Origin of the sequence: Faecalibaculum rodentium (genome assembly GCF_001564455.1) — a bacterium.
Taxonomy (GTDB): Bacteria; Bacillota_I; Bacilli_A; order Erysipelotrichales; family Erysipelotrichaceae; genus Faecalibaculum; species Faecalibaculum rodentium.
Window position 1 is genome coordinate 1,461,595 of the sequence record NZ_CP011391.1, and the last position, 18,673, is coordinate 1,480,267.

At 54.4% G+C, this 18,673-nt stretch carries 18 protein-coding genes and 1 pseudogene; 8 read left to right on the forward strand and 11 right to left on the reverse strand.

The window, feature by feature from the left end; genetic code table 11:
• The 4 genes from aalo17_RS07250 to aalo17_RS07265 all read right to left on the reverse strand — a co-directional run bounded on the left by aalo17_RS07250 (position 1) and on the right by aalo17_RS07265 (position 3,626).
• Positions 1 to 288 carry a PTS sugar transporter subunit IIB gene (locus aalo17_RS07250; RefSeq protein WP_067557562.1) on the reverse strand — a complete coding sequence of 96 codons (288 nt, stop codon included), beginning with the start codon at positions 286 to 288 and terminating at the stop codon, positions 1 to 3.
• Positions 285 to 2,162 carry a BglG family transcription antiterminator gene (locus tag aalo17_RS07255; protein ID WP_067557565.1) on the reverse strand — a complete coding sequence of 626 codons (1,878 nt, stop codon included), beginning with the start codon at positions 2,160 to 2,162 and terminating at the stop codon, positions 285 to 287. Before aalo17_RS07255 ends, aalo17_RS07250 begins: the two co-directional genes overlap by 4 nt.
• 236 nt (positions 2,163 to 2,398) lie before the next feature.
• Positions 2,399 to 3,109, reverse strand: coding sequence for an HAD family hydrolase (locus aalo17_RS07260; RefSeq protein ID WP_067557567.1), 711 nt, complete (start codon positions 3,107 to 3,109; stop codon positions 2,399 to 2,401).
• Between the two features lie 19 nt (positions 3,110 to 3,128).
• Positions 3,129 to 3,626 carry a flavodoxin gene (locus tag aalo17_RS07265; RefSeq protein ID WP_067557570.1) on the reverse strand — a complete coding sequence of 166 codons (498 nt, stop codon included), beginning with the start codon at positions 3,624 to 3,626 and terminating at the stop codon, positions 3,129 to 3,131.
• Positions 3,627 to 3,674: 48 nt separating this feature from the next.
• On the opposite strand from aalo17_RS07265, the gene aalo17_RS07270 reads away from it, so the two are divergent.
• Positions 3,675 to 4,121, forward strand: coding sequence for a transposase (locus aalo17_RS07270; RefSeq protein ID WP_257721843.1), 447 nt, complete (start codon positions 3,675 to 3,677; stop codon positions 4,119 to 4,121).
• Between the two features lie 21 nt (positions 4,122 to 4,142).
• Positions 4,143 to 4,382 (forward strand): annotated as a pseudogene (locus aalo17_RS13330) (zinc ribbon domain-containing protein); the annotation flags it as partial.
• A 719-nt stretch (positions 4,383 to 5,101) separates the two neighbouring features.
• Here the strand turns inward: aalo17_RS13330 and aalo17_RS07280 are convergent.
• Positions 5,102 to 5,470, reverse strand: coding sequence for a YccF domain-containing protein (locus tag aalo17_RS07280; protein ID WP_067557581.1), 369 nt, complete (start codon positions 5,468 to 5,470; stop codon positions 5,102 to 5,104).
• Between the two features lie 624 nt (positions 5,471 to 6,094).
• Here aalo17_RS07280 and aalo17_RS12630 point away from each other — a divergent pair.
• Together aalo17_RS12630 and aalo17_RS07290 are read left to right on the forward strand one after the other, a co-directional pair.
• Entirely contained in the window at positions 6,095 to 6,688 is a 594-nt protein-coding gene (locus aalo17_RS12630) for a DUF6431 domain-containing protein (protein WP_145907361.1), read from the forward strand.
• Between the two features lie 14 nt (positions 6,689 to 6,702).
• Positions 6,703 to 8,193 (forward strand): ISL3 family transposase, encoded by a 1,491-nt coding sequence (locus tag aalo17_RS07290; protein WP_158507643.1) that lies wholly within the window; start codon positions 6,703 to 6,705, stop codon positions 8,191 to 8,193.
• 106 nt (positions 8,194 to 8,299) lie between these two features.
• Here aalo17_RS07290 and rlmD read toward each other — a convergent pair whose 3' ends face one another.
• The 5 genes from rlmD to aalo17_RS07320 form a co-directional block, all read right to left on the reverse strand.
• The gene (rlmD, locus tag aalo17_RS07295) at positions 8,300 to 9,676 is read right to left on the reverse strand and encodes a 23S rRNA (uracil(1939)-C(5))-methyltransferase RlmD (RefSeq protein ID WP_338032526.1); all 1,377 of its coding nucleotides are present in this window, start codon (positions 9,674 to 9,676) and stop codon (positions 8,300 to 8,302) included.
• A 109-nt stretch (positions 9,677 to 9,785) separates the two neighbouring features.
• The gene (locus tag aalo17_RS07300; RefSeq protein WP_067557584.1) at positions 9,786 to 10,358 is read right to left on the reverse strand and encodes a GNAT family N-acetyltransferase; all 573 of its coding nucleotides are present in this window, start codon (positions 10,356 to 10,358) and stop codon (positions 9,786 to 9,788) included.
• A 250-nt stretch (positions 10,359 to 10,608) separates the two neighbouring features.
• Positions 10,609 to 11,199: a PTS sugar transporter subunit IIB gene (locus aalo17_RS07310; RefSeq protein ID WP_067557590.1), complete on the reverse strand. Its 591-nt coding sequence runs from the start codon at positions 11,197 to 11,199 to the stop codon at positions 10,609 to 10,611.
• Positions 11,200 to 11,544: 345 nt separating this feature from the next.
• Positions 11,545 to 13,428, reverse strand: a complete 1,884-nt coding sequence (htpG, locus tag aalo17_RS07315; protein WP_067557593.1) for a molecular chaperone HtpG — start codon at positions 13,426 to 13,428, stop codon at positions 11,545 to 11,547.
• A 211-nt stretch (positions 13,429 to 13,639) separates the two neighbouring features.
• On the reverse strand, positions 13,640 to 14,227 hold the full coding sequence (locus aalo17_RS07320) for a GNAT family N-acetyltransferase (RefSeq protein ID WP_067557596.1): 588 nt from the start codon (positions 14,225 to 14,227) through the stop codon (positions 13,640 to 13,642).
• 235 nt (positions 14,228 to 14,462) lie between these two features.
• Between aalo17_RS07320 and deoC the strand changes: the two genes are divergently transcribed.
• The 4 genes from deoC to aalo17_RS07340 all read left to right on the forward strand — a co-directional run bounded on the left by deoC (position 14,463) and on the right by aalo17_RS07340 (position 17,628).
• Positions 14,463 to 15,155 carry a deoxyribose-phosphate aldolase gene (gene deoC, locus aalo17_RS07325; protein ID WP_067557598.1) on the forward strand — a complete coding sequence of 231 codons (693 nt, stop codon included), beginning with the start codon at positions 14,463 to 14,465 and terminating at the stop codon, positions 15,153 to 15,155.
• A gap of 192 nt (positions 15,156 to 15,347) precedes the next feature.
• The gene (locus aalo17_RS07330) at positions 15,348 to 16,259 is read left to right on the forward strand and encodes a type I phosphomannose isomerase catalytic subunit (protein WP_067557601.1); all 912 of its coding nucleotides are present in this window, start codon (positions 15,348 to 15,350) and stop codon (positions 16,257 to 16,259) included.
• Positions 16,256 to 17,125 (forward strand): SDR family oxidoreductase, encoded by an 870-nt coding sequence (locus aalo17_RS07335; RefSeq protein WP_067557604.1) that lies wholly within the window; start codon positions 16,256 to 16,258, stop codon positions 17,123 to 17,125. Before aalo17_RS07330 ends, aalo17_RS07335 begins: the two co-directional genes overlap by 4 nt.
• Positions 17,126 to 17,202: 77 nt before the next feature.
• Entirely contained in the window at positions 17,203 to 17,628 is a 426-nt protein-coding gene (locus tag aalo17_RS07340; RefSeq protein WP_067557607.1) for a C-GCAxxG-C-C family (seleno)protein, read from the forward strand.
• A gap of 158 nt (positions 17,629 to 17,786) precedes the next feature.
• Here aalo17_RS07340 and aalo17_RS07345 read toward each other — a convergent pair whose 3' ends face one another.
• The gene (locus tag aalo17_RS07345; protein WP_067557611.1) at positions 17,787 to 18,641 is read right to left on the reverse strand and encodes a hypothetical protein; all 855 of its coding nucleotides are present in this window, start codon (positions 18,639 to 18,641) and stop codon (positions 17,787 to 17,789) included.
• Positions 18,642 to 18,673 lie beyond the last annotated feature (32 nt).

The window sequence follows — 18,673 nt, forward strand, 5'->3', positions numbered from 1 at the left end:
TCACAGCCCCAGGACGTCCAGGATCTCATCCACACAGTCATCCATGCCGATCTGTGTAATGAAAGGCAGTCCGAAGACAACCGGAGTCCCGTAGTTGCCCTGAACACGGGATGTGGTCACCACCACGTCGTAGCTGCCGGCGTTCATGGGCAGGTCCGCCACCGAACACTGTCCATAGGTGACCTGGTCCTTCAGCCCTTCCTCTTCCAGTTTTGCCTGCAGTTTCTGAAGAGCCACTGTGCTGGTGCAGACACCTGCGCCGCAGGCCACAAGTATTTTCTTTTTCATAATGTATCCTCCTTGTCGAAGGCATCCTTCAGCAAATCCGGATGCCGGGTCTGTATCATGGTCCGGATCAGCGCCGGTGAAGCCAGGCGCCTGTAGAACCGGAGAAAAAATCCGTTTTCCTTTCGCAGAAATTCGTGACTGACGGCAATCATGCAGACCACCTGCACGGGACCGAATTCCCAAAGGACCGGTTCTGTGAGAATGGCCACAGCCACCGCCGGCTGTCTGACAGTGCCTTCCATGCAGTGCGGCACCGCCACCATGTTGCCGATTTCCGTGGTGCCCAGGGATTCCCGCTTCGCAAAGGATTCCCTGGCTGTTTTGTCGATCCATCCCTGCCGATACAGCTGTTCTGACAGAAAAGCCAGAATCTCTGACCGGCTGTCCAGGTTCAGGTCCGGGAAATACAGAGAGGGATGGAACAGTGACTGCACCGGTGCGGCAAACTGTGTCTTTTTCAGATAGTCCGTGATGACCGCCATATCCCTGTCTGTCATGAGAGGCGTGATCTGCAGCCAGGGCAGCGTCACTTCCCGCGGCAGTCTGACCGTGGACAGGATCACATCGGCATCTTCCCTGGTCAGTCCCGCCGCCTGCCGGATCGTGAAGGTGCCGGTGACATCCAGGTCCTGCCCGAAGCGCTCGCTGATCCTGGCCAGCAGCAGAAGGCTGGTTCCCATCCCGGTGGTGCATACCACAGCGGCTTTCTGCCGGGATTTGCGGCTGTTGCCTGTTCTCACCAGAGAACCTCCGATGTGCACCGCCAGAAAACCGATCTCCGTCAGCGGGAACCGGCACCCCAGCATCTCCTGAAGACCGGTCGCCGCCAACTGGGCGATTTCCATGGCATAGGGATACTGAGAGCGGATTTCCTTGAGAATGGGATTGTCGATCACCATGCCATGGTGCAGTCTGACCAGTACCACGCTGAGATGCGCCGTCAAGCCGTTCAGCAGCACGGAATCTGCCGCCAGCTGCGTTCCATAGAGTGCATCGGCATCCTTCAGTGTCGTTTTCAAAGCAGACAGAAGCATCCGGTATTCCTCTTCGTCGATGTGCAGGGCACCGGACTGTTTCTGCGCCGCAATGTGCCACGCCAGGTTTTCCGTTTCCCCCAGCGGGAATTCCAGAGACCAGATGCTGCCGGCTGTCTGTGTCATGGCGCTGGCCAGCTGCCAGAGGTCCTGCGGCACGGTATCAGTGTCTGTCAGGACGCGGCCGGAGCGGATCCGGCTCGCCGCGATCTTCAGATGCAGCAGCAGATTCTGGATCCCGTATTCATCCAGACAGGCGCCTTCTGCTTCCAGTAAATCCCGGATCCTGTCCGAGAGCAGCTGTGAAGAAGCTTCGTCAAATCCGAAATCCGGTCTGATCTTCCCGGATCTTGTCCAGTAAATCAGGCAGTTCCGGATCTGTTCCTCCGGTCCACTCAGCCGCAGTCCTTCACTGCATCGGGTCAGAGTCAGGTGGAATGGTTTCAGTTCATTTTTCAGAACATTCAAATCGTTTTTGACAGTGGATTCGCTGATATACAGCCGGTCAGCCAGAGACTGTACCGTGGCGGTTCCGTTCATGAGAAACCACGTGGCGAGCCAGTCCACCCGCTGGGCCTGTGTGTCAGGGATCCCGGTCTGTGATTCAAACAGCGCATTCACTGCATCGCGGGAAGGAACCTCCAGGACAAACGTCCCTTTGTGAATCTTTACCGAACTGTCCGCATCCTGCAGGAGTTCATTGAGACGGATCAGGTCTCTGCGGATCGTCTTTTCGGAAACATCCAGTGCCAGTGCCGCTGCGTCCAGCCGCATGGGTTTCGGGGAACTGTCCAGCAGTTTCCACAACCTGGCCATTCTGTTTTCCGTCTGGTTGTTCATCTCGGTTCCTCCTTTGACACATGCATTATCACAGGAAATCGCTTTCAAAAACAGACATGATTTGTCTGTCTGGCGGGACAGAAACTGTCCCAGTTCCCGCTCCTGTCGATGCAGGAAATCAAGGCCGGCTTCCTGGTCTCACAGATTCCCGGCGAAAAAAAAGACCATGGACTTTCTTCCATGATCCTCTTTGTGTATTTATCTGCAGCTGGAATTATCCGGTTACTGCCTGTTTGTCAGTCTGGCAGCTGTCCGACCAGCTCCGGCAGCTGCATCAGCTGGCTGCAGTCTGCACCATCCGTTCCATCCATGCGAAACCACAACGCATGCATCCCTGCATCTCTGGCACCCCTGACATCCGCTGACAGGGAATCTCCGATCATCACCACCTGGCCCGGCTTCAGATCCGGCAGAATTTCCCGCATCCTGTTCATGACATAGTCATAAAACTGTGCTGCCGGCTTGTTCGCTCCGGCCGCTTCCGAGGTAAAGATCCCCTGCAGATACCGATCCAGCCCGGCCAGATGCAGTCTGGTTTCCTGCTGCCTCTGACGCCCGTTGCTCGCTGCATACAGAATAAACCCCTGATCAGACAGGTCTTTGAGGACCTGCGCAGCGCCGGATACTGTTTCATGGGTCGTATCCAGCGCCCCGTGAAATGCCTGTTCAAAGGCCTGCCCATCCGCATCGATCCCAAGCCTGGCAAAGATGCGGTTCCAGCGGATCTGCCAGAGCTGGCGCAGTGTCAGCTTCCCTGCCTCGATCTGCTGCCAGAAACCGGCATTCATCTCCTGAAATGTGTCAAACAAAGACCGTGACCAGGGAACGCCAGTGACCTGGCAGGCCTGCTCCATGGCTTTGCGGGCACAGGCATCAAAATCCAGCAGGGTGTCATCCACATCCAGCAGAATCACACGGATGGGCCTGCTGTCCGCTTTGTCTGTCATTGCCCTGACAGACCGCTTTCTACATCAGTTCCTGGATCCAGTCGATGGCCTTGAGACTGGCATTGTCCAGCTTGTTGTGCTCGAACGCCTCGCCCTCTTCGATATCCAGCTCCGGATAATGGGTCTTGAGATCGTCCACCGAGTGCTGCATCCCTGATCCATCATTGATGACAAACGGAATGATCCGCTTGCCGATCAGCGAGCCGTCCTTCATGTGTTCATCCAGAAACGAGAAGACCGGCATCGGGGCCGTGCCGCACCAGTTGGGGAATCCCAGAATGATGGTCCGGTAGGGTTTCACATCAATGGAAGGTCCTGCCAGGGCCGGCCGGGCATCCATGTCCTTGTCCCGCTGCGCTTCCTGGACCACGATGTTGAAGTCCTTCGAATAAGGGTTCTGGGGCCGGATCTCATACAGGTCCGCACCCGTCACGCTCGCCAGGTTTCTGGCAGCATCTGCCGTGGCGGATTTTTTCGGGTCGTTGCCGGAAAAAAAGACAACCAGTGTATCGTTCATTGATTGATTCCTCGCTTTCAACACACCCATTATAGGCTTTTTCCGTCTGTGATTCACGGAAGGCAGACTCCGGCGCGCTCCTCTCACCATGCCGATGGTGGCCAGACTGCCGACGGTGGCCTGACTTTCTGCACCTCAGATGGAACAGTGTATGAGAACCCGAGATATCTGGCCAGAAGCGGAAGGAAGCTCAAAAGAGAACAGAAAAAGCTCTCCCGCAGGCAGAAAGGTTCCAATCGATATAACAGACAGAGACAGAAAGTGAACCGTCTGCATGCGAAGGTCCGGCACCAGAGACAGGACCAGATCCACAAGATGACGACCGGAATGACGGAAAGATACGATGAGAGCGTGATAGAGGACCTGAATGTGAGCGGGATGGTCAAAAACCATAAGCTGGCCAGATCCATCTGTGATACAGGGTTCCATCAGATCCGTCGGATGCTTGAATACAAATGGGCCCAGAAAGGCAGGAAGCTTTCAGTCACCGATTGATTTGAGCCTACATCAAAAAAGTGCAGCCATTGCGGGGAAGTGAAAACCAAACTTGCCCTGAGAGACCGCACATATGTGTGTGAAGCCTGTGGAATGGTCATGGATCGTGACCAGAACGCAGCGATCAATAGACTGGCCGCCGGGAGTGCCCCGGAGGCCGAAAACGGACGTGGAGAGGATGTAAGACCGGCATCATTGGCAGACTTCTGTGAAGCGTCAACCAGCCAAAGACTGGAGCTGTCCCTGGCAACGGGGGCATGAACACCAAAACAAACTGGTTTTCAACGGAATTCAAGCAATGGCAGTCCTGATGCAAACGGAGAGCCCAGGCTTACATCCGCTCAGAATCGCCCGTCAGACTGCATCTCCCTGACAGGTGCAAAGGTTGCCGCAGGATCTCTGGTAGAACTCACCGGAAAATTCAGTGAAGATTCCGGATATCCCGTTCTGAACGTTACATCCTGCACAGTTTTACAGAATACAGGAGGTGCCATCTCTGGTCCGGAAAACGTCACCAGACCAGATGATATTCCCCACCTGTCCAAAGGCAGCAACAACGATGCCCTGACTGTTGGAAGCCTTAAGGCAGCTGCCAGTGGGTATACATATACCTTCAATGTGGATTCCTGTGAACTGATTCAGAGTCTGCAGGCTGATACCCAAAATTCGAAGCAGAACTTCTGAAAACCAGGAGGCGGCATTCACTGCCTCCTGGTTTCCTTTCCCGTTTTCCTGGAAAATGCCCGGCAGTTTCCTGCAGATGTGGGTTTGCATGGTGTGGATCTGTCCGCCGATGGTCATGACTGCCACTGTGCCCACATGTCCCGAGTCACTGGGATTCTCTGAATCCCCCTCCCCACCTCTCATTCCAGGCACGCCAAAAAGCTGCTTGCAGCCCCTTCATACGGAAACTGTATGCAGCCTTTTCTGTCATTTTCGCAGTCTTTCAGCCAGCATCGGCATCGGCATGAGAAGGTGTCTTATCTTGCAGACACCACCTGGGCGCCAAAGGGCATGAGTGCCAGCTTGGCGAATTTGAAGCACTGAAGACCCAGCGGAATGCCAATGATGGTCACACACAGCGCCAGTCCGTTGAGGACATTGCCCAGTGCCATTTCCAGGCCTCCGAAGATCAGCCAGAGAAGATTCATGAGAAATGACACACCGCCGCCGCTGTAGACAATGGTTTTGCCAAAGGGAAAGGCCACAAATGATGCGAACTTGAAGCACTCCGTGCCAATGGGAATGCCCACAATGGTGATGCACCAGACAAGACCCACGAAGATCCAGCCAAGGGCCATCCACAGGCCGGCGAAAAGAAACCAGAATATATTGGCAATCGATGACACGAATATCACTCCTTCAAAAGCAGACCATCACACGCTGCATCAGCCTGTCGGATGTCTGTTTTGTACACCAGCTACGATACCACCATCAGGACATCAGACGGGTTATGAGACAAGGCATTTGTGTCAATGACAGACCATGACTTCGCTCAGTCCGGGATGTACAGTGCGGCAGTCCGGACTTGCGGAACCATTCAGAAAAGGGCCACAGTCCGGTTGCAGCCGTACTGTGGCCTGTGTCTGCCTTATATGGGACTGCGCCTTAGCGCTTCTTTCCTTTTCGAATACGCAAAATTGGACAGGGTCCACCCCCTTCAATAAAGCGACCTTAGGGTCGATCACCAAAGTCATAAAAGGTAGCTCCGAACCTTCATGGAGGTTCTAAAGCTGCCTTGTTTTGTTATAGTTGAATTAAGGAGTTATAGGGAGAGAATAACGAAGATTTCCCTGTGTTTATTGGTGAAAGTGGCTGAATGAAGATACTTTGGCAGTTCTCCGCTTAAGGAGGGAGTCAGTACCCCCTTCCAGTCACTGAAACAGTGATATCAGGAACTTTGTGATGAAACAAAAAAAAGGAGCAGAGCCCAATTGATTGCCGTCAAGTTCTGCCGCTCCCTGTCTAATGACATGATCATGGTACCGGGAAATCACCCTGAAATCAATTCATCTTTCCAGAATGGATATCAAAAAACTTGTAACAGGTTCTTCGCTGGTACCAGGAAATGCCCTGATTGCCATGATGGTAAGCTGTACCGTCATGGTTCCTATCTCCGCAGTTTCGAAAGTCCCGTAAACGGCGTTCGTGACGAGGTGCTGATCCAGCGTGCAAAATGTTCCGTATGCGGTAAAACTCATGCCCTCATCCCCGCTGAACTTGTTCCCTTCTCCCGCGTTCCGCTGCTGGCACAATTCCTGATAGCGGTCATGGCCGGCCTGTTCAAAGGCCCTGATCGCACTCTCCGTCAGGCAGAGTGCGAACTTGCCCGTTACGCTTTGCCTCCTGTCGTGATCCGCTATATCTCCAAACACATCGCCCAATACTGGTCTGATTTCCTTTCACTATTCTTAGACGCCACGCTGGAGGAATTGTGTCTTTTAGCCTGGAAAGACAGGAATAAACAACTTTTCCAAATGTCTAGATATGAGATCGCACAAAGTTTTCCACCATTCCACACAGCTTTTATGACTCACCCCGTATCCTCTGCGATGATGACATCGTGAACAGGAGGAATACCGTGTTGAATGCAGAAAAAGAATTCATGGTGGACTTTTTCGGGCTGGAACCAGGTGAGATCGAGGACATCAGCTATACCAGGCAGTCCGACAAACGACCTATACTGCGTGTCATTCTCACCAATGATCACGATCCATGCCCTGACTGCGGCTGCCCGCATCCCAGAGTGAAGGAATATATCCCAAAGAAGATCAAATATGCGGATGGAGCTGGCAGGGACTGTATCCTGCTTTATCATGCCAGACGGTTCAAATGCCCAGCCTGCCACCGCACTTACTATGAGCCTTCTCCTTTCGTTCAGAAAAAGGGAAAGATCGCGGATAAAGTCGTATTCGACATATTGAAGGATCTCAAGGACTACAACCAGACCTTCGCTTCGGTAGGCCGCAAATACTGCGTTTCAGCCACCACGGTGTCCAATATCTTCGACGCCCATGTAGAGATCCCCAGGAAGAAGCTACCGTCACTCCTGTGCATAGACGAGGTCTATGCGATGAAGACCCAGGGAAGCAAGTATGTATGTCTGCTCCTTGATTTTGAAAAGCAGACACCTGTGGATCTGCTTCCAAACCGCTGGCTCCCTTCACTGCTTGAATATATGAGTCTGATCCCCGAGGAGGAAAGACTCGGAGTCAAAGCGGTCTGTTTCGATATGTACCCGGCTTACAGGAAAATGGTGAAAGCCTGCTTCCCCAACGCCATTGGCGTGGTGGACAGGTTCCATGTGATGCAGGAATTCACCCGCAGGCTGACAAAAGTCAGGATCCGGGTCATGAACAGGACCAGAGCCAGGCGGGAAAGGCTGAAGGAAGAAATGAAGGCCGTGGAAAGCGACTTCCCAAGGGAAAGATACCGGGACGATCCGTGCTGGCAGAGGATATCCGCTGACTGGCAGAAAACCTCTGACCAGTATTATGTACTGAAGCATTTCCACTGGCTCCTCTCAAAAGATGAGGATCTGGATATCTTTGACCCAGGGAGAGAAGGACAATACAACCGACATTTTCAAAAATATATGACGCTCCTGCAGCTGCGGGAGATTCTTCTGGGTATCGACCCTGAACTGGAAGAAGCAGTGCGTTTGAAAAGGGTTTTGACTCACATGTATGAGTCGGGAACATATGATAAAGCAGGAGAACAGCTGTTCAACGAAACTTATGTAGCGTTCAGGAACAGTTCCATCAAAGAGATGAACGGATTCTCCAGAACGATGAAGGAATGGAGAGATGAGATCTTCAATTCCTTCAACACAGTGACTGTTGAATACATGGTCAACAGGAGGAGCGAATATACGATCAAAAGCGTAAGGCTCCACAACGGGATCATTGAGAACCGCAACAAAATGATCAAGTGCATGAAACACAATTCCTATGGCTTTACCAACTGGGTCAGGTTCAGGAATCGTGTAATGTATGTGCTCGATCCAAAAGCGACATATTCTCTGGAGCCCAGGTTCGGCAGTAAGGCTGTGAAAAAGAAGAAAAACAAGTAGAATCAGGGGCTGCCCACAAAGTGGACAGCCCCTGAGTGCTTACTGTGATGTTCAAACTCCAAAGCTCTGTAGGGTAACGGAAACCCTAAGGTATCTTTGGATGGGGTTAGTCTTCCTCCCTATCCAATTTTGGAGTGCCTCCTTTTCCCGGCCTGCGTCCCGGTTTCATACCCGAGAAACCACCCGGGCGTCCATGCCCCTTCACCGGTCTGGCCGGCCGTCCTGCCACTGCCGATTTCTTCGAAGGATACTTTCCTTTTTTGATCCCCCGATACGTCAGCAGACACACCGTCTCAATGTGATCCGTGTTCGGGAACATATCCACGGGATAGATCGTATCCGTCAGGTAGCCGAAGCGCTTGAACTTCACCAGATCCCGCGCCTGGGTTCTCGGATCGCAGGAAATGTACAGGATCTTCTTCGGCTTCAGACCGCAGGCCGCTTCAATGAAGGCCTCAGTTGTTCCCGCCCGCGGGGGATCCAGCACGATCGCATCAAACGAAGAATGGAACTTTCTGGCCTCCAGCATGAACTGCGTGGAGTCCATGGCCACAAACCGCGCATTGCGGATGCCATTCTGCCTGGCATTGTAGATGGCATTCTTCACCGCATCCTTGTTGATCTCCACACCCGTGACCTCGCTGCAGGCATCTGCCAGCGTCAGCCCAATGGTGCCCACACCACAATAGGTGTCCAGGACCTTGTCCGCCGGCTGCAGGTCCAGCAGCTGCTTCGCCAGTCCATAGAGCTTCTCGCACTGATCATGGTGGATCTGGTAGAAGGCACTTGCCGTGAAGGAAATCTTCAGACCACAGAGTTCGTCCGTGATCATGCCATTGCCATACAGCACAATGGATTCATCCTGCAGCACCACACTCGTGTCCCGGGGATTGATGTTCTGGATCACCGTCTTGACCTGCGGGAACTCCTTCACCAGGGCATTGACGAAATTCCGGCGCCCCGGGAGCTGTTTCGAGCTCGTGACGAGCACCACCATCACCTCACCGGTTTCCTTCGCCCACCGCAGCAGCACATGGCGCAGGATACCGGTCCCGGTGTGTTCGTTGTAGAGCTCATACTTCATGCCGGAGACCGTTTTCGTGATGAAGTCAATGATTTCATTCAGCAGCTGCGGATGCATCGCACAGCCGCTGGTGTTGATCACCCGGTGGCTCTTTGGCGCATACAGCCCGCTGTAGATCTTCTTGTCTTTGTCCTTCGCAAATCCGACAATCACCTTGTTCCGGTACCCGATGGCACTCTGCGCCATGATCACCGGCTCGACCTTCACCGAAAGATTTGCGTTTTTCATGATATCCGTGACCTGTTCCTGCTTCAGTTTCGCCTGTTTGACACTCGGCACCGACAGCAGCGAACAGCCGCCGCATAATTTCTGTACATTGCATCGCATGGGATGACACCTCTGTTTCCTCATTGTTCTCTCTGCAACCCCAGTCAGCAGGCCGATGGATGCAGACAGCATGCAAGATCCCGGAACCGCTGCAGATTTCACCGCCTGCAGGAACCGGACTCTGTTTCATTATAAAAGCTGGCGGCCGCAAATCTCCATGGTTTGAACCACGCCTTCCGCTTCAGTCTGTTTCCAGGCCGGCAAACGGCACGACTTCCCGGGGGGTTGCCGGATGATCCGACAGGTGTTTTTCCATCCACACCATGTCATACCAGCGTCCGAACTTATAACCGCATTTCTCAAATCGTCCCACCAGCCGATACCCCAGGTGCGCATGAAAGTGCATGCTGTTGTCATCCAGCCAGGGATCTTCCACCCCCGTCTGCGGTACTCCGATGCAGGCATTCAGATTGATGATCCCCTGTTTTCGCAGCACATCCTCCAGGGCTTTATAGAGCCGACGTCCCAGTCCCTGGCCTTTGACTGACGGGTGCAGATACACCGTGGTTTCCACCGCCCAGTCATAGGCCCGGCGCTCTTTGAAGGCCCCGGCATAGGCGTACCCCAGCAGAAGACCGTCTTTCTCTGCCACCAGCCAGGGATAGCGTTCCATCGTCCGCAGGATCCTGCCCCGGAACTCTTCCTCCGTCGGCATCTCCCACTCAAAGGTGATCGCCGTATGCTCCACATATGTACGGTAGATTTCCAGCAGCTCCCTGGCATCCTTCGGCTTTGCCCTTCGAATTCTGACCATAGTCTTTCCTTTCCTGTCCCAGCCGATCCCGGAAACCAGGTATGGCTTTCCTGACCGGCAGTCACCTTATCAGGATAGGACGGATTGGTGACACTTTCCACACAAATATGGCTGTTCCCCTCAGGAACAGCACTGTCCGGACCCTCCAGGCCGATGGTGGACCCCCGGTCTCCCTCGCTGCTTCCTGTTACTGCTTCCTGCCGATATGCACCCTGCAGCCCTGACAGCAGACAACAAAAAAAGCGATGGGTCAGGATGCCAGCTGCAGGGCCTGGTGGACCATCGCCTGGGGATTCATCATGGCAAAATCCATAGGCTGAATCACGCCTGTACGCCGCCGCTGTTCTTTGGGCAGCTGGTGGAAAGCCGCCGACGCCTGCGGGGCATACAGCACCACATCCGCTTCCCGGCTTTTTTCCGGTGCAAATACCGCCGCACAGGAATCCGCCTCGATGTTCCACCCATGCTGGGCAGCCATTTCGTTGATCGCGTGCGCGGCAACCGAGGAGGAGAGGCCGGAGCTGCAGATGATGAGCAGCTTCATGGGATGGCTGGTCTGCATGAGCCAGTTGTCACGGACATCCTGCCGGTGCAGGGCTTTGAAGAAGGCATGGATGTGATCGAGAAACAGGATCGCATCATCGCCGTCAAAGTGGGCCCAAAATCCCAGAGCCGGGATTTCCATTTCCACGATGTGACCTTCCCATAGGCGGATGAACCCGCAGGTCCCGTCGCTGACAAACCATATTGACTGCATTGTTTCACAGAACAGTGCACCTGGCAAATGGCGGACCTGGTCGAAGGTCGCCCTGGCCAGCGCACTGGTATAGTCGTGTTTCATGATGCCTATCTTACGAATTTGGGGCAGTCTTGTCTATACATTTGCACACCTGTTCAGCCAAGTGAATACAGATATCGCAGAGAAAGCGCTGACAGTCAACCGTGCTGGCTGGGCTGCCAAAGGCAGCCCATCAGCTCCGTTGGCTGTAACCGATTGATGATGAAGGGTCGCAGGTGAGAGTTATCCGGGTTTCAGATTGTGTGATGTGTACCTTGCTCATGCCTGTATCTGAAATCAGAGCACAGCACTATTCTGCACATTTCGCCTTCACTTTAGAACATTCCACTTCATCCTAAAGCGGCGAAACGGGTCAGCAGGACCTCCTGCCGACCCGTATTGGCCGCTTTATGCGATCAGTTCCGTGACTTTTCTTGCATAGTCAATGGGATCCTTGACCGGGAAGCCTTCGATCAGCAGCGCCTGGTCATACAGCACCTCGGTGATGGCCTTCGCCTTCTCCGGATCGCTCTGCCAGGTGTTCTTCAACAATGCGAAGATCTTCGAATCCGGGTTCACTTCCAGGATCCGGTCTGCCTTCAGCGGCGGCATGCCGGAATCCTGCTGTGCAGCCATCGCCGCATAGACTTTCTCCATCTCGAACGACAGCCCGTTGCCGGCCACCAGCATCACGGGATCATCGGCGAGTCGCGCGGACAGACGTACCTCGGATACCTCCGGCAGGGCCTCTTTCATGAACGAAAGCAGGTCCTTGTTCTCCTCCGAAGTCTTCTCCAGCTGTTCCTTTTCTTCCTCGCTCTGAAGATCCAGGTCAGCTGAAGAAGCATTGGTGAAGGGGTGATCCTTGTACTGACCCAGGGTCTGCATCACGAACTCATCCACTTCAGCCGTAAGGATCAGTGCCTGGTAGCCCTTCTTCTGCAGCGACTTCACGACCGGCAGCTTCGCAGCCGCTTCGGTGTCCTTCGCCGAAACATAGTAGATGTCCTTCTGGTCCTCCGGCATCGCAGACACGAATTCCTGCAGTGTGACGGGCTTTCCGCCATCTGTCGTATAGAACAGCAGCAGGTTCTCCAGCTTGTCACGGTCAGCCCCGAAGGAAGAGTAGATGCCGAACTTGATGTCCAGCCCGAAGTTCTTCCAGAACTTCTCGTACTGCTCCCGGTCCTTCGCCAGCATCGCACCCAGTTCATTGAGCACCTTGCGCTCGATCCGGTTTTTGATCAGACGCAGCTGGTGGTCGTGCTGCAGCATCTCACGCGAAATGTTCAGGGACAGATCCTGCGAATCCACGAGCCCCTTCACAAACCGAAGATACGGCGGCAGCAGCTCCTCGCAGTGGTCCATGATGAACACACCCCGGGAGTACAGCTGCAGACCCGGTTTGTAGTCCTGGGAATAGAATCCGTCAGGCACACGACTCGGGATATACAGCAGCGCCGTGAAATCCACGTTGCCTTCCACATTGAAGAAAATCGTCTTCATGGGATCCGTGAAGTCAAAGAAGTGCTGTTTGTAGAACGTCGACAGCTCTTCCTCCGTGACCTCCGCCTTGGGGCGTTTCCACAGCGGCACCATGGAATTCAGTGTCTTTTCCTCCGGCACGGTCCTGGTCTCGCCATCCACTTCCTGCGTGGTCTCCACCGTCATGCGGATCGGGTAGCGGATGTAGTCAGAATACTTCTTCACCAGATCCTGCACACGGTAGCTCTGCAGGTATTGCGAGTAGTCCTCCTGGTCGTCATCTGCCTTCAGGTGCAGCACCAGCATGGTGCCCCGTTCTTCCTTGTCACAGGCCTCGATCTCATAGCCATCGGCTCCCTGGGACTTCCATTCCCAGGCCTCTTCGCTGCCCGCCGCGCGGGTATAGACCGTGACTTCATCGGCCACCATGAACGCCGAGTAGAAGCCGACACCGAACTGGCCAATGATATCAGACTGGTCCTTGTCCTGTTTCTTCAGCTCTTCCTTGAATGCCAGGGTGCCGCTCTTGGCGATCGTGCCCAGGTTTTCCTCCAGTTCTTCCTTCGTCATGCCGATGCCGTTGTCGCTGATGGTCAGCGTGCGGTTCGTTTCATCGAGTTCGATCCGGATCCCGAGGTCTCCGGGTTCCTCGTGGTGCTCCAGCGCCCAGTGATAGTACTTGTCAATGGCATCCGAAGCATTGGAGATCAGCTCCCGCAGGAAGATCTCCTTGTGTGTGTAAATGGAATTGATCATCAAATCCAGCAGCCGCCGGCTCTCCGCCTGAAATTCTTTTTTCTCAGCCATGATTGTCACCTCCATGATGTGAGTCAGTATACACCTGTTTTTGGCATATTCAAGTGTTGAGTGCCAAACGGGTGTTCCTCACCTAATTGTATCCCGGCAGAACATGGGTCCGATGCCTGATGCCCGAAGAGAGCCACTGCGAAAAACCCGGCTCCCTGTCCGAAACCGGCGTGGTGACAGGGCTGGCAGATCCGGTCCCTTTTCCTCTTCCTTATTTCCCTTCTGTTTCCCGCAGCACCCCGGTGACGATCCGCCAGTCATCCTCCGACTGCTCCTTTGTATGACCGGCATATTCCCCCATATAGGGCTGGAATCCCAGGCGGCTGTAGAGCTTGATCGCTCCGTAGCTCTGGGACTGCGTGGAAAGATACAGCGGGTACTTCTCCGGCATCCTGTCGTACTCCTTCGCCAGCGCCGTGATGATGGACTTCGCCAGACCCCGGTGCTGGTGGTTCAGGCCCGTTGCCACCCAGTGCAGCCGCAGCCGGTCCGGGAAATCGTGTCCCGGGAACAGACCGGCGGTTGCCGCCAGGTCACCTTCTGGTCCCAGAACAAACCGGAAGTGTTCCCGGAGCATCTCCGGGGCCTCGTTCATCATTTTGTCCCACTGCGCCAGTCCCGCCTCCTGGTCAGGCACGAGCCCGGTTTCAACCATCAGTGCGGCCCAGGGCTGGCGGAAGGATTCCCGCCAGGGGGCATACGTGTAGCCTTCGTGCAGCGGGGTTTCCGTATGGATCGTCTTGCGGGGCAGGACCATGAGGACCTTGGTAAACGGTATATTGGTATCACATATTGTCATGCCCTGATTGTACCAGCCGCCAGAGGTCCCTGTCACCGGCAATTCTGGACAGGAGCCCTGAGGTTCTGGATGCAGATGGTGGCAGGTACACTCAACTCCATGACCGCCCCCGGCTGCTCATCCCGGAAACATGACAAATCCGGAAGGACCGTCACGAAAAAAATCCGAAAAACCGTAAAAAACAAATGTTATATCATTTAATTTTGTGCTATTATGCCTTCGGAGGAATTAAGAAATGAATACTGAAGCACTGACTGAAAAAACACTCGCGGCGATGTTTGACCACACGCAGCTGGCGCCGGACGCCACGGAAGAAATGATGAAGAAGCTCTGTGACGAAGCCCGGGAAATCGGGACAGCCATGGTGGCCATCAACCCGTACTGGGTTCCCTTCTGCAAGGAACAGCTGAAGGGTACGGACGTGCATGTGGGCGCTGCCATCGGCTTCCCCCTGGGTCAGAATACTCTGGCAACCAAACTGTTTGAAACCCGCGATTCTCTGGAGGAAGGTGCGGATGAGATCGATTATATGATCAACCAGAGCAAGGTGAAGGCCGGCGACTGGGACTATATCGAGAAGGAAATGCGGGAAATCACGGAAATCTCTCATGAATTCAACGCGCCGTGCAAGGTGATCTTCGAGAACTGCAACCTGACAAAGGACGAGATCCGGAAGATTGCGGAGATCGCGAAGAAAGTCGGCATCGATTATGTCAAGACGAGCACCGGCAAAGGCAAAGGCGGTGCGACGGTGGAAGACGTGAAGCTGATGAAGGACACGGTGGGCGACACCTGCAAGGTGAAGGCTGCCGGCGGCATCCGTGACTGGGAGACATGCAGGGCCATGATCGAAGCAGGCGCCGAGCGCATCGGAACCTCAGCTTCCCTGAAGATCCTCGAGGAATTCAGACGCTCTCGTGAACAGTAGTCCGAAGGACTGCTGTTCACTACAGCGTCTGTAAAGTTCGCGCTTTGTTTCCGGGGTGAGGCAAAATGCCGGACTGTGGCTCGATCCATCCGGCTGGACCATCATCGGCAGGATCTGTATAAGCGCGTCCGATGATATCCCGGGATATCTATCGTTGATTACACGCATATCGCAAGAAAGGAATGCAATGAGATGAAACCGCTGATTCTTGGCAGTCTGCCTGATTACACGATCTGGGGAGCAGACAACATTTCGAAGGCCCGTGGTGAAGACAAGGCGTACGGGACGTGGTGGGAGGTATCGGCTCACCCGTACTGTCAGTCGCCTGTCCTGAACATGCCGGGCAAAAATCTGCTTGAGGTGATTGAGGAGAATCCGGAGGAGGTCCTGGGACCGGGGCTGGGTCTGCATGAAATGCTGCGTCTGGCATGGCTGGACACGAAGGACCGTCTGTCGATCCAGGTGCATCCGCAGGATGACAATGCACCGGAGGGAGATTTTGGGAAGTCGGAATCCTGGTATGTGCTGGATGCCAAACCCGGCGCAACGCTGGTGGCTGGCACAAAGACAACGGATGCTGATGTCATCCGGAAGGCACTGGAGGACGGGACGCTGGATGAATATCTGGTAAAATGGCCTGTGAAGAAGGGCGACTTCATATACATTCCGTCAGGGATGCTGCACGCACTGGGGGCGGATATCACGGCAATCGAAGTGGGAACCAATTCCAACACCACGTACCGGTTCTATGACTATGGCCGGACAGATGTCCAGGGCAACCCCCGGCCGCTGCATTTGAAGGAGTCTTTTGAGGTCACGGATTTCTCCCTGAAGCCGGTGTTCGTGCCGGCTGCGGATGAAGACCATGTCCTGGCGGATGCACCGCAGTTCACGGTCACAGAGCGCTTTATCGGGGAGGAACCGGTGGAAATAGAAACCGGTGAGACCTACTTTGTTCTCTCCAACATGGGAGAAGACACAGATGTGATCTGGAACGGTGAGGCGTTCCCCCTCAAGGCACTGTCCAGCGTTGTGATTCCCTGGAGTGCCGGCAAAGTAACATTGAAGAACGCACACGTTCTGGAAAGCAGACCCAAAAAATGAAAACAATTTTAGTAACAGGCGCCAATGGATATCTGGCAAGCTACTGCCGGATGCTGAACAGTGACAAATTTCACTGGATCTGCATGACGCGAAAGGATGCGGATCTGTCGGATCCCGAGAGTGTGAAGAAATTCCTGGAGACGGTGAAATTCGATCTCTGTTTCCACACGGCTGCGAATGCAACGACAGCCCTCTGTGAGGAGAATCCGGATCTGGCACACAAGATCAATGTGGAGAGCACGCAGATGATCATCGACGCGTGTCGGAAGCAGAATGCGCGGCTGATTTTCTCGGGCACGGAACAGTCCTTCAATGGCAAGGTCGAGCACGGTCCCTTCCAGGAAGATGAGCCGATGAATGCCGTCACGGTGTACGGGCAGAACAAGGCTGAATGTGAGGGTCTGATCGAATCCCAGCTCACGGACTACGTCATCCTGCGCTATTCCTGGATGATGGGTCTCTCCTTCCCGGGAATCAAGGCAAGTCCGAACATCATCGCGAATGTGATGAATGCTTTGCTGCACGATACACCGACGCTGTTTACCTGCAACGAGAAGCGGTGCATGACGTATGCAAAGCACCTGGCCGAACAGTTTGTGCAGATCACCGAACTGCCCACGGGTGTGTATCACATTGCGGCGGACAACGACATGACGACGTACGAGAGTGCGGTCTATGTTGCAAAACAGCTGGGTGCCAGCGAAGAGGCCATCAGCCGGCTGATCCTCCCCAACCATGACCGGTACGCAGACCGCTTCCGCGACTACCGTCTGGATGCTTCCAAAGCTGCATCCCATGGACTGCATTTTGGCACCTTTGACGAAAATGTCGCCGAAGTGCTCAGGGACTTCAACTGGAAGAAATAGCCTGCAAATCGGGCAGGCAGCCGGATTCCGGAAACGGAATGCGGCTGCTTCCCCGTTTAAAAGAAAGGTTTGATTGTATGTCTCTGGTGGAATACGGAGAAAAATACTACAGAGAAGGCGGCTTCAACTGTGCGGAATCCGTGCTGCATGCCGCCAATGAATACTATGGTCTGGGTCTGCATGAACACGATATGCGATGCATGGCCGGTTTTGGTGGCGGTATGTTTGTCGGCAGTGTCTGCGGTGCCCTGGTGGGAGCCCAGGCTGCGCTGTCGGCCATGATCATCGAAGTGAAGGCCCATGACCAGATGGAGGAGATCCGCCCGGCTTCTCAGCGGCTGCACCGGAACTTCCGGAACGCCTACAATGCGGTGGAATGCAAGGATATCAAGAAAGACTGGCACACCAAAGAGCTGAAATGCTGGAAAACCGTGGAACAGGCCTGCCGGGTCCTGGAACAGACCGTGAATGAACTGGAACTGCCGCAGGCAGCAACCGAATAACAGAATCAGCCGCAACCCCCTGCCGGGCTGCGGCTTTTTCCATGAATCATGCGGCTTTGCCTTGCTGCGGCATCCATCCGTCAGGGACCGGCGAAAGCCTGGATCCTGTTCAGACAACGCCGGAGGCAGCATAAGGGCCATCATTCTGCCGCTGCTGGTTATTCGGGCAGCGTTAGGATCTCTCCGACAGCCGGGGGATTGCCGAAGCAGTCTGTCCAGAACGCCTCATCAGCTTCCAGTCCCTGGTCTGTCACCGTGCCAGTCCCGCTCCCTGTAGACCAGTTCTGCAGTATCCAGTCCTCTCCTTCTCGTTTCAGTGTGAAGGAGAAGTCATTTTCCACCGGGAAAATATTGCCGGTTTTGGAGAACCGGGATTTCGAGAGGGTGGATGTCAGTCCGTCCCGGTCCGGGATCGTCCAGTGCACCGTGACAGTCGGTGTCCCCTCCGCATCCGTTCCTGTCTCTTTCCAGGCAGCAAAGGAGGAAGGATATGCTTCCATAATCTCCAGGCCATTGCAGCTGATGGTTTCTGACAGCGGCCTGGCCAGCATGTCTTTCGGGGTTCCGTTGTATACAGGATCCCGTTCAAAGACATTTACAACCGCCAGCTGTCCCTGACCGGTTCCGGATGCGTTGATGTTTGTCTGGGTTTTTCCGTCACTTGCAAGGGCCGGGACAAATGTGTTGTTCCAGTCCCCGGTGTACGCATCCAGGTCGGTTTCGATGCGGTAGAAGACGCTGCCATCACAGAATACCAGCACGTCCCTGGCAAGACCTGTATCCTCCTGCTGAAGGACGCGGAAGCCTGAATCCATATAGCGGGCTGCCGTGGCTGCAGCTGTGCTTTTCATCAGCTCAGGCAGGACTTTTTCATCGCTGGATACAGCCATATCCGGCGTGGCTGGCAGCTGTTCCAACAGTTCTTCGGCAGGCCTGGTCGGCTTTTCAGGTGAAGCGCATCCCGCCAGCAGCATGGCTGCTGCCAGGATGAATGTCCATGCGGATTTCTTCATGATCTGTTCCCTCGTTTCACGTTTACTGTATC